Annotated in this window: 13 protein-coding genes; 9 read left to right on the top strand and 4 right to left on the bottom strand. The window is 76.4% G+C overall.

What is annotated here, in order from left to right:
- Positions 1-261 precede the first annotated feature (261 nt).
- Positions 262-1,116 (top strand): DUF2382 domain-containing protein, encoded by an 855-nt coding sequence (locus E9565_RS06325; protein ID WP_236825440.1) that lies wholly within the window; start codon positions 262-264, stop codon positions 1,114-1,116.
- A 91-nt stretch (positions 1,117-1,207) separates the two neighbouring features.
- Here the strand turns inward: E9565_RS06325 and E9565_RS06320 are convergent, their stop codons facing one another.
- Complete coding sequence (locus tag E9565_RS06320) at positions 1,208-2,494, bottom strand: M18 family aminopeptidase (RefSeq protein WP_236825439.1); 1,287 nt, start codon at positions 2,492-2,494, stop codon at positions 1,208-1,210.
- 68 nt (positions 2,495-2,562) lie between these two features.
- On the opposite strand from E9565_RS06320, the gene E9565_RS06315 reads away from it, so the two are divergent.
- The 6 genes from E9565_RS06315 to E9565_RS06290 all read left to right on the top strand — a co-directional run bounded on the left by E9565_RS06315 (position 2,563) and on the right by E9565_RS06290 (position 9,077).
- Positions 2,563-3,450 (top strand): MoxR family ATPase, encoded by an 888-nt coding sequence (locus E9565_RS06315; RefSeq protein ID WP_236825438.1) that lies wholly within the window; start codon positions 2,563-2,565, stop codon positions 3,448-3,450.
- The gene (locus E9565_RS06310; protein WP_236825437.1) at positions 3,443-4,552 is read left to right on the top strand and encodes a VWA domain-containing protein; all 1,110 of its coding nucleotides are present in this window, start codon (positions 3,443-3,445) and stop codon (positions 4,550-4,552) included. The genes E9565_RS06315 and E9565_RS06310 overlap by 8 nt, the downstream gene beginning before the upstream one ends.
- Positions 4,553-4,593: 41 nt before the next feature.
- A complete protein-coding gene (locus tag E9565_RS06305) occupies positions 4,594-5,715 on the top strand; it encodes an XdhC/CoxI family protein (RefSeq protein WP_236825436.1) in 1,122 nt (373 codons plus the stop codon).
- A 20-nt stretch (positions 5,716-5,735) separates the two neighbouring features.
- The gene (locus E9565_RS06300) at positions 5,736-6,284 is read left to right on the top strand and encodes an MOSC domain-containing protein (RefSeq protein WP_236834340.1); all 549 of its coding nucleotides are present in this window, start codon (positions 5,736-5,738) and stop codon (positions 6,282-6,284) included.
- A 98-nt stretch (positions 6,285-6,382) separates the two neighbouring features.
- On the top strand, positions 6,383-7,102 hold the full coding sequence (locus E9565_RS06295; protein WP_236825434.1) for a hypothetical protein: 720 nt from the start codon (positions 6,383-6,385) through the stop codon (positions 7,100-7,102).
- 100 nt (positions 7,103-7,202) lie between these two features.
- Positions 7,203-9,077 (top strand): MoxR family ATPase, encoded by a 1,875-nt coding sequence (locus E9565_RS06290; RefSeq protein WP_236834339.1) that lies wholly within the window; start codon positions 7,203-7,205, stop codon positions 9,075-9,077.
- Between the two features lie 60 nt (positions 9,078-9,137).
- Here E9565_RS06290 and E9565_RS06285 read toward each other — a convergent pair whose 3' ends face one another.
- On the bottom strand, positions 9,138-10,265 hold the full coding sequence (locus tag E9565_RS06285; protein ID WP_236825432.1) for an NDMA-dependent alcohol dehydrogenase: 1,128 nt from the start codon (positions 10,263-10,265) through the stop codon (positions 9,138-9,140).
- A gap of 170 nt (positions 10,266-10,435) precedes the next feature.
- Here E9565_RS06285 and E9565_RS06280 point away from each other — a divergent pair, with 170 nt between their 5' ends.
- Complete coding sequence (locus E9565_RS06280) at positions 10,436-11,878, top strand: bifunctional 3-(3-hydroxy-phenyl)propionate/3-hydroxycinnamic acid hydroxylase (protein WP_236834338.1); 1,443 nt, start codon at positions 10,436-10,438, stop codon at positions 11,876-11,878.
- 28 nt (positions 11,879-11,906) lie between these two features.
- The gene (locus tag E9565_RS06275) at positions 11,907-12,110 is read left to right on the top strand and encodes a hypothetical protein (protein ID WP_236825430.1); all 204 of its coding nucleotides are present in this window, start codon (positions 11,907-11,909) and stop codon (positions 12,108-12,110) included.
- 18 nt (positions 12,111-12,128) lie between these two features.
- Here E9565_RS06275 and E9565_RS06270 read toward each other — a convergent pair whose 3' ends face one another.
- Both E9565_RS06270 and mftD read right to left on the bottom strand, forming a co-directional pair.
- Complete coding sequence (locus E9565_RS06270; RefSeq protein ID WP_236834337.1) at positions 12,129-12,551, bottom strand: DUF1707 domain-containing protein; 423 nt, start codon at positions 12,549-12,551, stop codon at positions 12,129-12,131.
- Between the two features lie 52 nt (positions 12,552-12,603).
- Positions 12,604-13,836, bottom strand: coding sequence for a pre-mycofactocin synthase MftD (mftD, locus tag E9565_RS06265; RefSeq protein WP_236825427.1), 1,233 nt, complete (start codon positions 13,834-13,836; stop codon positions 12,604-12,606).
- Between the last annotated feature and the right edge of the window lie 76 nt (positions 13,837-13,912).

The following is a 13,912-nucleotide window of genomic DNA, read 5'->3' as shown; positions in this document are numbered from 1 at the left end:
GCCACGGATCACGCTGCGTCACGGGTGCTCGGGCGGTCGCCGGCCGTTCCGCTGACCACCCCCCGCGGCGGCGACCCGGGGCGTGACCTGCGGCGATGGTCGGTCCGACCTGCCTCGGGCGCCCGCCGGTGGGCGCGGATGCGGGGACGGAGGGGGGCGCACGCGGCTGTTGATCTCGATCCGGTCGTTTCACGGCGATCGTGCCGGTCACCCATCCGAGGGACGAACGTCACCCGAGCTCAGATAGGAGCGACAACGACGATGATCGGCACCGAGACCATCAGCCGCGTGATCGGCCAGGACGTCTACGACACCGAGGGTCAGAAGATCGGGTCGGCCTCCGAGGTCTACCTCGACGACGAGACCGGCCAGCCGGAGTGGGTGACCGTGCGCACCGGGCTGTTCGGGACCAAGGAGTCCTTCGTCCCGATCCGTGACGCCAACCTGACCGACGACGGGCTCCGCGTACCGGTCAGCAAGGACCGCGTCAAGGACGCCCCCAAGATCGACACCGACGGTCACCTCTCCCCGCAGGAGGAGGAGGAGCTGTACCGGTACTACGGCCTCGGCACGGGGACCACCGGTCGCACCGAGACCACGACCACGACCGACACCACGGGCGTGGCCGGGACCGCCGGCGTGGCCGGCACCGGTCGTACCGACACCGGGTACACCGACACCGCCCGCACCGACACCCGCGGCACGGTCGGCCACGACACCTCCGGCCCGACCACCGACAACGCCATGACCCGTTCCGAGGAGCGGCTGGAGGTCGGGACCCGCTCCGAGGAGACCGGCCGGGCCCGGCTGCGCAAGTACGTCGTGAGCGAGAACGTCACCGAGACCGTCCCCGTGTCGCACGAGGAGGTCCGGGTCGAGCGCGAGCCGATCACGGACGCCAACGCCGGCAACGCCATGGACGGGCCGGCGATCAGCGAGGAGGAGCACGAGGTCACCCTCCGCGCCGAGAAGCCGGTCGTCTCCAAGGAGGCCACGCCGGTCGAGCGGGTCCGCCTGGACAAGGAGACCGTCACCGACGACGTGCAGGTCGACGAGACCCTCCGCAAGGAGGAGATCGAGGTCGACGGCGCGGACGGCGCCAACCGGCGCATGTGATCGCTCCCCGGCCCCGGCCGGGGACACCTGACGCGCGGCGGCCGACCGAGACCAGACTCCGGTCGGCCGCCGCCGTCGCGCCCGGGGGCGGTCAGCCGGCCAGGCAGGCCGCCAGGGCGCGGACCATCAGCGGGACGTCGTGCGCCGAGGCCAGCTCGCGGCAGGAGTGCATCGCGAGCATCGGGGCGCCGATGTCGACCGTGGCGACGCCCAGCCGGGTCGCCGTGAGCGGCCCGATCGTGCTGCCGCACGGCAGGTCGGCCCGGGTGACGAAGGTCTGCACGGGGACGCCCGCCTCGTCGCAGCGCTCGGTGAACCAGCCGCCCGACGCCGCGTCGGTGGCGTAGGCCTGGTTGGCGTTCACCTTGAGCACCGGCCCGCCCCCGAGCTCGGGCCGGTGCGCGGGCTCGTGCCGCTCCGCGCGGGTCGGGTGCACGGCGTGGGCCATGTCGGCCGACACCAGCACCGAGCGGGCCAGCGCCCGGTGCGCCGCCTGCGGGTCCCCCGGGTCGGTGGCGGCGGCCAGCCGGCGGACGACGTCCTCGAGGAAGCTGCCGCGGGCGCCGGACATCGAGCCGCTGCCGACCTCCTCGTGGTCGTTGCAGACCAGCACCTGCGTGCGCTCGCCGGCGGGTGCGGCCAGCAGTGCGAGCAGCCCGGAGTGGCAGCACGCGAGGTCGTCCAGCCGCGGCGCGGCCACCCAGGTGCCGTCCGCGCCGGCGCGCGCCGAGGGCTGGGTGTCGGCCAGCACCAGGTCGGTGCCGACGACGTCGCCCCGGTCGACCCCGGCGGCGTCGGCCAGCGCCTCGGCCAGGCCGGGGCCCGTGCCGAGGTCGCGGTCCCACACCGGCACCAGGTGCTGCTGCGGGTCGAGGGTCAGCCCCTCCCGGACGCTCCGGTCCAGGTGGATGGCCAGCGACGGCAGCCGCAGGGGGGCACCCGGCAGCCGGACGAGGGCGGTGCGCCCCCCACGGAGCGCCAGCCGGCCGGCCACCGTGAGCTCCCGGTCCAGCCAGGTGTGCCAGAGGCCGCCGCCGTAGGGCTCGACGCCGACGAGCCGGTACCCGGACTGCCGCACCTCCCAGCGCGGCCGGACCTTGAACGTGGGGGAGTCGGTGTGCGCGCCCACCAGCCGCATGCCGGCCCCGGCGAGCGGGCCGCTGCCCAGGCGGAAGGCGATCACGCTCCCGTGCCGGACGACGAAGTGCTGCCCGCCGGGCGCCGGAGCCCAGGAGTCGGCCTCCGCGAGCTCGGTGAAGCCGGCCGCGCGCAGCCGGCGCACCAGCTCGGCGACCGCGTGGGCGGGGGAGGGCGAGGCGTCGACGAAGGCGCGCAGGTCGTCGCCGAGGGCGAGCGGGTCGGGAGCGGCGGTCGGCATGCGGCCATCGTGCCCGACGGGGGGAGGTGCGGGCGCGGACGCCGGCGGCCAGGTGGGATGCTGCTGCTGTGAGCGAGCGCACGGTCCCCGGGACCCCCGACGAGCTGGCCGCCGCGCTCGAGGGCACCGGCTACCTCGCCGACGAGGGGCTGGCCACCGCCGCGCACCTGGCGCTGGCCATGCACCGGCCGCTGTTCCTCGAGGGGGAGGCCGGCGTCGGCAAGACGGCGCTGGCCCAGGCGCTGGCGCAGATCACCGGCCGGCCGCTCTACCGGCTGCAGTGCTACGAGGGGCTGGAGGCCAGCCAGGCGCTCTACGACTGGGACTTCGGCCGCCAGCTGCTGCACCTGCGCGCCGCCGAGGCCGCGCACGCCGCCGACGACCCCGCCCGGCTGGAGGCCTCGCTCTACGACCGCCGGTTCCTGCTGGCCCGGCCGCTGCTGCAGGCGCTGGAGGACGCGCCGAGCGTGCTGCTGGTCGACGAGGTGGACCGCGCCGACGACGAGTTCGAGGCGTTCCTGCTGGAGATCCTCTCCGACTTCACGATCTCCATCCCCGAGCTCGGCACCGTCCGTGCGGAGGTCCCGCCGCTGGTCGTCCTCACCTCCAACCGGACCCGCGAGGTGCACGACGCCCTCAAGCGCCGCTGCCTCTACCACTGGCTCGCCCACCCCGACTTCGACCGCGAGGTCGCGATCCTGCGCCGCCGGCTGCCGCAGGTCACCGAGCAGCTGGCCCGCCAGGTGGCCCGGGCGACGGCGACGCTGCGCACCCTCGACCTGCTCAAGCCGCCCGGGGTGGCCGAGGCCATGGACTGGGCGACGGCGCTGCACACCCTGGGCGCTCGTGACCTGGACCCCGACCTGGCGGCGCGCACCCTCGGCGCGGTGCTCAAGTACCGGGAGGACACCGAGCGGGTGCGGTCGCTGGCCCCGGAGGCGCTGCTCGGTGGCTGAGCGGGACGTCGTCGACACGGTGCTGGGCTTCGCCCGGACGCTGCGGCACGCGGGCGTGCCCGCCTCCCCGGACCGGGTCCAGGCCATGCTCGCCGCGCTCGGCCACCTCGACGTCCTGCGCCCCTCGGCGGTCTACTGGGCCGGCCGGCTCACCCTCTGCGCCGGGCCGGACGACCTGGACCGCTACGACGCCGCCTTCCTCGGCTGGTTCTCGGGGCGCCGCCCCCGCCCGGCCCCCGCCGCGGCGCAGGTGCAGCCGCGGCTGGCCGTCAGCGCCCCGCTGGACGCCGGCACCGGTGAGGGCGACGAGGACCCCGACGCCCCCGACCTCGCGGCCCGCGCCAGCGCCGACGAGGTGCTGCGGCACCGCGACGTCGCCGGGCTGACCGACGCCGAGAAGGCGCACCTGCGGCGGCTGTTCGCGCTGATGGTGCCGGCCGCGCCGATGCGCCCCGCCCGGCGCCGGCGGCCGGCCGTCCACGGGTCGGTGCACCCCGCCCGCACGGTGCGGCGGGCGCTGCGCGACGGCGGCGAGGTCAGCCGCCTGGTGCACCGCCGGGCGCGACCCCGCCCGCGGCGCGTCGTCCTGCTGGTCGACGTCTCGGGCTCGATGACCCCCTACGCCGACGCCCTGCTGCGCTTCGCGCACGCGGCGGTCCGGGCGCGGCCGGCGTCGACCGAGGTGTTCACGATCGGCACCCGGCTCACCCGCGTCACCCGCGAGCTGCGGCTGCGCGACCCCGACCGGGCGCTGGCCGCCGGCGGCCAGGCGATCCCCGACTGGTCGGGCGGCACGCGGCTGGGCGAGGTGCTCAAGGCGTTCCTCGACCGGTGGGGCCAGCGCGGCACCGCGCGCGGGGCGGTCGTCGTCGTCTGCAGCGACGGGTGGGAGCGCGGGGACGCCGCGCTGCTGGCCGAGCAGATGGCGCGGCTCAAGCGGCTGGCGCACACCGTGGTCTGGGTCAACCCGCACAAGGGCCGGATGGGGTACGAACCGCTCACCGGCGGGATGCAGGCGGCGCTGCCGTCGGTGGACCACTTCGTGGCCGGGCACAGCATGGCCGCGTTCGAGGAGCTGTCGGGAGTGATAGCCCGTGCGTGAGACGTTGCACGTGGAACAACGCGGTCCGGAGGGGCGAGCGCATGCGTGATGTCCTGGACGATCTCGTCGGCTGGTGGCAGGCGGGGGAGACCGTCGGCGTGGGCACGGTCGTGGGCACCTGGCGCTCGGCGCCGCGGCCGGCCGGTGCCTCGATGCTGGTCGGGCCCGACGGCACGGCGGTCGGCAGCGTCTCCGGCGGCTGCGTCGAGGGCGCGGTGTACGAGGAGGCCAAGGACGCGGTCGAGACCGGCGAGCCGGTGCTGCGGCGCTACGGGGTCAGCGACGACGACGCGTTCGCCGTCGGGCTGACCTGCGGCGGGATCCTCGACGTCTTCGTCGAACCGGTGTCCCGCGAGTCCTTCCCGGAGCTGGGCGAGGTCGCGGAGTCGGTGGGCCGCCACGAGCCGGTCGCCGTCGTCACCGTGGTGGCCGGGCCGGACGACCGGCTGGGCCGCCGGCTGGTGCTCTGGCCCGACCGCGCCTCCGGCACGCTGGGCTCGCGGCGGCTGGACGACGCCGTCGCCGACGACGCCCGCGGCATGCTGGCCGCCGGCCGCACCGCCCTGCTGCACGTGGGCCACGACGGCGAGCGGCGCGGCGACGACCTGACCCTGTTCGTGAACTCCTTCGCCCCGGCGGCCCGGATGGTGGTGTTCGGCGCGATCGACTTCGCCGCCGCCGTCGCCCGCGTCGGTGCCTTCCTCGGCTACCGGGTGACCGTCTGCGACGCCCGGCCGGTGTTCGCGACGCCGAAGCGCTTCCCGGACGCGCACGAGGTCGTCGTCGAGTGGCCGCACCGCTACCTGCAGGCCGAGGTGGACGCCGGCCGGGTCGACGAGCGCACCGTGCTCTGCGTGCTCACCCACGACCCGAAGTTCGACGTCCCGCTGCTGGAGGTCGCGCTGCGGACCCCGGTCGCGTACGTGGGGGCCATGGGCTCGCGGCGCACGCACGACGAACGGCTGGCCCGGCTGCGCGAGGCCGGCCTGACCGACGGGGAGCTGGCCCGGCTCGCCTCGCCGATCGGCCTGGACCTCGGCGCCCGCACCCCCGAGGAGACGGCGGTGTCGATCGCCGCGGAGATCATCCAGGGCCGGTGGGGCGGGACCGGCCGGCGACTGGCCGAGGTCGAGGGGCCCATCCACGAGACGGCGGAGCGCTGAGGCACCGCTACGACGTCGAGGTGGTCGGGCTGCTCGCCTCGCCGGTGCACCGCTACGACGGCCGGCCGGGGACGGCGGTCCCGGATCAGGCGGCCGACCGGCGGGAGCGGCTGGAGCTCCGGGCCGGCGTGGGCATCGTCGGGGACCGCTACGCCGGGAGGCCGGCCCACCGCGACGCGCAGGTGACCGTGCTGGCGGTGGAGTCGCTGGAGGAGCTCGCCGCGGAGCTCGGCGTGGCGCCGCTCGACCCGCTGCTCGCGCGGCGCAACGTGGTGCTGCGCGGCGCGGAGGTCGAGGCGCTGCGGGGCCGGCGGTTCTCCCTGGACTGCGGCGACGGCCCGGTGCTGCTGGGCGGCGGGCGGCCGGCCAACCCCTGCGCGTGGATGGACCTGGTGCTCGCGCCCGGTGCGCACCGCGGTCTGCGGGGGCGCGGGGGTGTGCGCTGCGGGGCGCTCTCCGACGGCGTGCTGCGCCTGGGCCCGGCCGTGCTGCGCAGCCCGGTGCCGCTGGACCCCGCGGCCGCCGGGCGCTCCCGGGCGCGGCTGCCCCGGCGGTCCCCGTCCCCCTGAGGGGTGGACACGCCCACCCCGGTGCGCGCCGCGCGGGCCGGTGCCCTGCACCATGGCGCGCGGCGGGGCCGACCGGCCCGCCGGACACGAGGGGAACCATGCGCATCCAACGTCTCGCCACGGCGGGCGCCGCCGTCCTGCTGCTCGCCGGCTGCGGCGGCTCCGAGGACGCCGGCACCGCAGCGCCGGCCACGACCACCGCCGCCGAGAGCGCGAGCTCGCTGGCCGACCAGGACGCCGCCGAGGTGGTCGACACCGCGTTCGGCGCCCTCGAGGAGGCCGGCGCGGCGCACGTCGTCGGGTCGATGGAGGAGGGCGGTACGACCCAGGAGCTCGACCTGCAGCTCCAGGGCGAGGACGCCCAGGGCACCATCACGATGGACGGCGCGACCGTCGAGCTGGTCTACACCGCCGGCACCGCCTACGTCCGCGCCCCGGCCGACTTCTGGGCCTCCTTCGGCATGCCGGCCGAGTTCGCCGGGCAGCTCGAGGGCCAGTGGGTGCTCATGCCCGAGGAGGCGGCGGGCTCGTTCAGCACGCTGACCCTCTCCGGCCTCGTGCAGGAGCTGCGCGCCTCCGGTGGCAGCGACATCACCGGCGAGGTGACCTCCGGCGAGCTGGACGGCGAGCCGGTCGTCGTCGTCACCCAGGACGACGGCAGCACCCTCACCGTCGCCGACGACGAGGACGCCCCCTACCCGCTGCTGATCGAGGACAAGGGCGACGCCCCGGCCACGGTGCGGTTCAGCGAGTTCGGCGAGACGGTCGAGATCACGGCGCCGGAGAACCCGGTCGACCTGAACACCCTCGGCGGCTGATCTGCCGTAGCGTCCGGCCGGGGCCCGCCGACGGGTCCCGGCCGGACGCGCCACCGCGGTCCGGCTGCGGCAGGTGCGCCACGGCGCAGGGAGGAGCCCGGTGAGCGACGGTCCCCCGGTCATCGGGTTGCAGCGCGAGCGCGAGGTCCTCACCGTCGCCCTGCAGACCCATCGGCACGTCGTCCTCGAAGGGCCGCCCGGCACCGGGAAGTCGACGCTGCTGCGGGCGGTCGCCGGCGAGGTGGGCCGCGACGTCGTCTTCGTCGAGGGCAACGCCGAGCTGACCCCCGCCCGGCTGGTCGGCTCCTACGACCCGGCGGCGGTGATGGCCGAGGGCTACGTGCCCGGCAGCTTCACCGACGGCCCGCTGCTCACCGCGATGCGCGGCTCGGGCCTGCTCTACCTGGAGGAGCTCAACCGCATCCCCGAGGAGACCCTGAACGTCCTCATCACGGTGCTGACCGAGGGGGAGATCGCCGTCCCCCGGCTGGGCACGGTGCGGGCGGCGGCGGGCTTCCGGCTGATCGCGGCGATGAACCCCTTCGACGCGATCGGCACCGCGCGGGTGGGCCAGGCGATCGCCGACCGCATGTGCCGGGTGGTGCTCGGCTACCAGGACGAGGCCGCCGAGCGGGAGATCGTCGCCTCGGTGACCGGCGCGCGGCCCCGGCCGGTCGCCCTCGCGGTGGCGTTGGTGCGGGCCACCCGCGGCCACCGCGACCTGCGCACCGGGTCGTCCGTGCGCGGGGCGATCGACCTGGTGCTGCTGCTCGACGGGCTGCTGCGGCTCCGCGGCCTGGCCGGTCTCGAGGACGACGGCGCCCGCGAGGCGGCGCGGGACGCCCTGCACGCGGCGCTCTCCGGCCGGATCCGGGTGACCGAGGGTGTGGAGCGGACCCCGGAGGCCGTGCTCGACGAGATCCTCGACCAGGTGTGGCCGGTCGGGGCGGCGCCGCCGGACCCGTCGCCCGGGGCGCCGCCGTCGCCCGCCGGGGACGGCCCGGGAAAAGCGGGGGGCCTGCCGCCTGAGGCGGCAGGCCCGGACAGCGGGGGCGCCCGGCGCGAGCGGCCGGCCCGGCGGGGCCCGCGGCAGACCGCGCGCCGCGAGCTGCAGCTGCGGCACGCCGCCTTCGACGAGGTCAGCCCCGAGGTGGGCGAGCTCGACGAGGAGGCGTTCGCCGGCCTGATGGGCGCCGATCCCGACGCCGCGGCGGCGCTGCTCGCCGATCTCGCGACGGCCACCGACCGCGAGCTCCGGGCGGCCGCGCGCCGGCTGGCGGCCCGCGTGTTCGTGCAGGTGGGCCGGGTGGGCGCCGCCCGGGCGCGGGGCACCCGGCGGCTGGTCACCGGCCGAGGCGGTGACGGCGAGCTGGACCTGGACCGCACCCTGGAGCGGTGGAGCGGGCCGTGGCCGCCGGCCCCGGAGGACGTCGCGACCCGCCGGTGGGCCGGCGCCCGCCGGGCGGTGTGCCTGGTCGTCGACCGGTCGGGCTCGATGAGCGGGCTGGGGGTGGCGATCGCCGCGGTGGCCGCCGCGGGCGTCGTCCTGGCCGCCGGGGAGCGGCTGGGCACCAGCGTGCTGGCGTTCGCCGACCGGGTGGAGGTTCTGCAGCAGCAGGGCCGGCACCGGTCGGCCGAGGACCTGGTGCTGGCGCTGGTGGGTCTCCGGGGGCACGGGACCACCGACCTCGCAGCGGCGCTCCGGGCGGCGGCCGGGCAGCTGCGGACGGCGGCGCACGCCGACGAGCGGCTGGTCGTCCTGCTGTCGGACTGCCTGGCCACAGCCGGGGGCGACGCCGCCTCGGCGCTGGGCGGCATCGACCGGCTCGACGTGCTGTGCCCGCTGCCCGGCGGGACGGCGGAGGAGGAGGCGCTGGCGGCGTCGCGGGCGCTGGCCGCCCGCGGCGGGGGCTCGGTCGCCCCCGTGCGCTCGCTGGCCGACCTGGGCCCGGCCCTGACCCGGCTGCTGGGGTAGCGGCCCTGCGGCAGTCGGTCCCTGCCCACCAGGAGCGGGCGGAGACCGACTGCCGCGGGTTCAGCGGTCGGCGTCGCCGTAGACGATCATCCCGCGGATGTTCTTGCCGTCGCGCATGTCCTGGTAGCCCTGGTTGATGTCCTCGAGCTTGTACTTCGTGGTCACAAGCTCGTCGAGCTTGAGCTGGCCCTCCTGGTAGAGCGAGAGCAGCTCCGGGATGGCGTTGCGCGGGGCGAGGCCGCCGAAGATCGCGCCCTGCAGGTCCTTCTGCAGCAGCGTGAGCTCGAACAGGCTGAGCTTGACGTCGACGTTGGCGGCGTTGCCCATGCCGGTGACGACGGCGCGGCCGCCCTTGCCCGTGACGCTCAGCGCGGCGGCGATGTCCTCGCCCTGGATGTCGCCGACGGTGATGATCGTCTTCTCCGCCATGCGGCCCCAGGTCAGCTCGTTGATCGCCGGGGTGGCCTCCTCGATGCTCGCGAAGGCGTGGGTGGCGCCCATCTGCATGGCCCACTCGCGCTTCTGCGCCACCGGCTCGATGACCATGACCCGCTTCGCGCCGGCCGCGGCCGCGCCCTGGACGGCGTTCATCCCGACGCCGCCGACGCCCATGACGACGACGTTCTCGCCCGGCCGGACGTCGGCGACCTTGGTGGCCGAGCCCCAGCCGGTGGTGACGCCGCAGCCGACGAGGGCGGCGACCTCGAGCGGGATGTCCGGCTCGATCTTCACGACCGAGGCCTGGTGCACCGTCATGTACGGGGAGAACGTGCCGAGCAGGCACATCGGGATGACGTCCTTGCCGCGGGCCTGGACCCGGTAGCTGCCGTCGGAGATCGACGTGCCGGCCAGCAGGTTGGCCCCGAGGTCGCAGAGGTTCTGCTGCCCGCGCGAGCAGGGCGGGCAGGTGCCGCACGCGGGGATGAAGGCGGTGACGACGTGGTCGCCCTCCTGCAGCCCGGTGACGCCGGGGCCGACCTTGGTGACGACGCCCGAGCCCTCGTGGCCGCCGATGACCGGGTAGGACGCCACCGGGGTGCCGCCGGTGACGAGGTGCTCGTCGCTGTGGCACAGCCCCGAGGCGGCGAGCTGGACCTGGACCTCGCCCTCCCGCGGATCACCGAGCTCGATCTCCTCGATCGACCACTCCTCGCCCACACCCCACAGGATCGCGCCCTTGGTCTTCACCCGGCATTTCCTTCCGTCGACCCGCGTCGTCGCGGGTGGCCCGCGCACACGTCGGAGCGGCGTGTGCAGTGCGTCACAGGGTGCTGAGCCGCAGGCCGCCGCGTCAAGGCACCCGGTGCCGCGTGCAACGTGCTGCACCTCTGCGGGGCCGCGTCGGCCAGACTGGCGCCGTGACGGGCGGGCCGGTGGTCGTGGTGGGCGCCGGCCCGGTGGGCCTGACCGCGGCGCTGCTGCTGGCCCGCCGCGGCCTGGCGGTGGTCGTCCTCGAGCGGCACGCCGCGCCGTACCCGCTGCCGCGGGCGGTCCACCTCGACGACGAGGTGTTCCGGGCGCTGCAGGCGGCGGGCGTGGCCGACGAGGTCGCCGCGCGCTGCCGGCCGATGGCCGGGCTGCGGCTCCTGGACGGGGCGCACCGCGTGCTCGCCGAGTTCCGCCGGGCCCCCGACGTCGGTGCCCACGGCTGGCCGCAGGGCTCCTTCGTCCACCAGCCCGACCTGGAGGAGGTGCTGGCCACGGCCGCGGCGGCGGAGCCCGGCATCGAGGTGCACCGCGGCTGCGAGGTGACCGGCCTGGCGCAGGACCGCGGGGGTGTCACCGTGCGGCTGGCCGAGCGGGCGACGGGGGTGGAACGGTCCGTCCGGGCCGCGGCCGTGCTGGGCTGCGACGGCGCCAACAGCACGGTCCGGGAGCTGATCGGCGCCCGGATGGTCGACCTCGCCCCCGCCGACCGGTGGCTGGTCGTCGACGTGCGGGCGCGGGCGCCGCTCCCGGTCTGGCCCGGGGTGCACCAGGTGTGCGACCCGCGCCGGGCGGCCACCTTCATGCCGGTCACCGGCGACCGCTACCGCTGGGAGTTCCGGCTGGCGCCGGGGGAGACCGCGGAGGAGCTCTCCTCCCCCGAGCGGCTGGCCGCCCTGCTGGCGCCGGTCGCGGGCGCCGCCGACGTCCGGGTGCTGCGGGCGGCCGAGTACACGTTCCGGGCGCAGGTCGCCGACCGCTGGCGGGACGGGCGGGTGCTGCTGGCCGGCGACGCCGCCCACCTGACCCCGCCGTTCGTCGGCCAGGGGCTGGGGCTCGGGCTGCGCGACGTCCACCAGCTGGCCTGGAAGCTCGCCGCCGTCCTCCGCGGGGAGGCGCCGGACGCGCTGCTGGACACCTACCGCGCCGAGCGCGAACCGCACGCGCGGGAGCTGATCCGGGTGGCGCTGCTGCTCGGTCGGTTGATGACCGGCGGCGGGCGCGGCGGCGCGGTGCTGCGGCGGGTGGTGCTGGCCGCCGTCCGCCGCATCCCCGCCGTCGCCCGGCTGGCCACGGACAGCCGCACGCCGCCGCTGCGCCGCGGCCCGCTGGTGGCGCGCCGGGGCCGGGCCGGCCGTCGGCTGGCCGGGACGCTCCTCCCGCAGCCCGAGGTGGTCGTCGACGGAACCGTCCGCCGGCTGGACGACGTCCTCGGCGACGGCTACGTCGAGATCACCGCGGACCTGCGCATCCGGCGCCCCGACGGGACCGCCGTCCCGATCGAGGACCCGACCGGCACGCTCCGACGCTGGCTCGGGGACGCCGCGCTGGTGCGGGTCCGCCCCGACCGCATCGTCCGTTCCGTGCGGGTGTGAGCGGCGGCCCAGGGGTACCTCGCCGGTCATGAACATCGACAAGGACCAGATCCTGCAGCTGCTGCGCTCCCAGGGCGAGGACGGCAAGGCCCAGCAGGCCGACCAGGAGCTGCCCGGCCAGGTGGACACCGACCGCGACGCCGGTCTGCTGCAGAAGTTCGGCATCGACCCGATGGACCTGGTCAAGAAGCTCGGCGGTGGGGGAGGGCTGGGCGGCCTGCTCGGCCGCTGAGCCCGGCCGCCACCGGTCTCAGCCGCGGTCCGGCCGGCCGGTGCCGATCGCGTGGAGCGCACCCAGCACGGCGCCCGGCGGCACGGCCACGTAGAGCCACCACGGGTGGACCCCGCCCACGGTGAGCTCGAGGATGCCCCAGACCGCGAGGTTCACCAGGCTCAGGCAGAGCCAGACGGTGGTGAGGACCTTCATCGCGGTGCCGGCGGCGTCGTCGCGGAACACCCGGCGCGGGCCGGGTGGCGGCGGCAGCGCCGGCAGGTCGGCGGTCACCCGGGCCAGCTCGCCGCGGGTGCGCGCTCCCCACGCGGCCCGGACCCGCTCGTCGAACTCCGCGAGGTCGAGCTGGCCGGCGTCGTGGGCGCGCTGCAGCCCCGCCGCGACGGCCGCGCGCTCGGCGTCGGAGATGCGGAGGTCCTGGGACCGTACCGGCTCGCTCACGCCGGTCATCCTGGCAGGCCGCCCTCGGGCGTGGCCCCGACTTCCCCGGGGATCAGGCCTCGCGCCGCCGGCGGGCGGGCGAGGTGGCCAGCAGCGCGTTCTCCACCGCGGTGTCGCCCAGGGCCCGCTCGAAGCCCGGCGGGACGACGAGGTCGTCACGGCGCAGCTCCGAGACGTCGGACCGGCCCAGGCCGACCATCGCCGAGCCCAGCCCGTCGCGGAGCAGGTCGAGCACGTTCTCCACGCCGGCCTGGCCGTTGGCCGCGAGCCCCCACAGGTAGGCGCGGCCGATCATGACCGCCTTCGCGCCCAGCGCCAGGGCCTTGGCGACGTCGCCGCCGCGGCGGATGCCGCCGTCGAGCAGCACCTCGATCTGGTCGCCCACCGCCTCGGCCACCGCGGGCAGGGCGCGCACCGAGGCCGGCGTCCCGTCGAGGTTGTTGCCGCCGTGGTTGGAGACCGAGATGGCGGTGACGCCGGCGTCGACGGCGCGCTTGGCGTCGTCGACCCGCATGACGCCCTTGAGCATGAACGGGCCGTCCCACTGCTCGCGCAGCCAGGCGACGTCCTCCCAGGTGGGCATCGGCGACTGCTGCCACATGCCGTACGCGCCGAAGAAGGTCGGCGCCGGGTCGCCCGGCGTGGCCACCATGTTGGGCACGGTCAGGTCGGGCAGCTTGCGGGTGCGGGCGAAGTCGAGCAGCCAGCGCGGCTTGAGGGCTACCTGCGGCGCGTACCGGCGCACCGCCTCGAGGTCGATCTTCTCCGGGATGAACGGGCTGCCCCAGTCGCGGCCGTAGGCGAACGACCAGTCCAGCGTGGCGATCAGCCCGACCGCGCCGGCCTTCCGCGCCCGCTCCATGCGGGCGAGCATCTCCTCGCGGGTGCCCACCCAGTACACCTGGAAGAAGGTCTGCGGGTTGGCCGCCGTGACCTCCTCGATCGGCTTGCTGGCGAACGAGGAGAGCCCCATCGCCACCCCGCGGGCGGCGGCGGCCCGGGCCACCGCGACCTCGCCGTCCGGGTGGACGGCCTGCACGCCGGTCGGGCTGATCAGCACCGGCATGGACACCGGCTGGCCCATGACGGTGACCGCCGTGTTGCGCTCGTTGGCCAGCCCGGCGGTGTGCGGGGAGAAGCCGAGCTCGGCGAAGGCGGCGAGGTTGTCCTCGAGGGTCAGCCCGCGCTCGGAGCCGGCGACCAGCGCGCCGTAGACGCCCTTGGGCAGCCGGCGCCTGGCGCGGCGCTGGGCCTCGGCGACCGACTCGAACCACGCGCTGGCCATGGGGCTCTCCTTCGTCCGGCCCGGTCGACCGGGCGGTGGGCCGGCGCGGCGGCCGGTGGCACTGAGTGCCAGGCTA

The sequence above is a fragment of the Blastococcus sp. KM273129 genome (assembly GCF_021698995.1).
GTDB lineage: Bacteria > Actinomycetota > Actinomycetes > Mycobacteriales > Geodermatophilaceae > Blastococcus.
The sequence above is the reverse complement of the archived record's forward strand: the minus strand, read 5'-3'. Positions and strand labels throughout refer to the sequence as shown.

What these genes read in the sequence shown, in the direction of transcription:
- E9565_RS06325 (WP_236825440.1), top strand. Translation starts at nt 262, where the DNA reads ATGATCGGCACCGAGACCATCAGCCGCGTGATCGGCCAGGACGTCTAC.
- E9565_RS06320 (WP_236825439.1), bottom strand. Translation starts at nt 2,494, where the DNA reads ATGCCGACCGCCGCTCCCGACCCGCTCGCCCTCGGCGACGACCTGCGC.
- E9565_RS06305 (WP_236825436.1), top strand. Translation starts at nt 4,594, where the DNA reads ATGCGTGATGTCCTGGACGATCTCGTCGGCTGGTGGCAGGCGGGGGAG.
- E9565_RS06295 (WP_236825434.1), top strand. Translation starts at nt 6,383, where the DNA reads ATGCGCATCCAACGTCTCGCCACGGCGGGCGCCGCCGTCCTGCTGCTC.
- E9565_RS06275 (WP_236825430.1), top strand. Translation starts at nt 11,907, where the DNA reads ATGAACATCGACAAGGACCAGATCCTGCAGCTGCTGCGCTCCCAGGGC.
- mftD (WP_236825427.1), bottom strand. Translation starts at nt 13,836, where the DNA reads ATGGCCAGCGCGTGGTTCGAGTCGGTCGCCGAGGCCCAGCGCCGCGCC.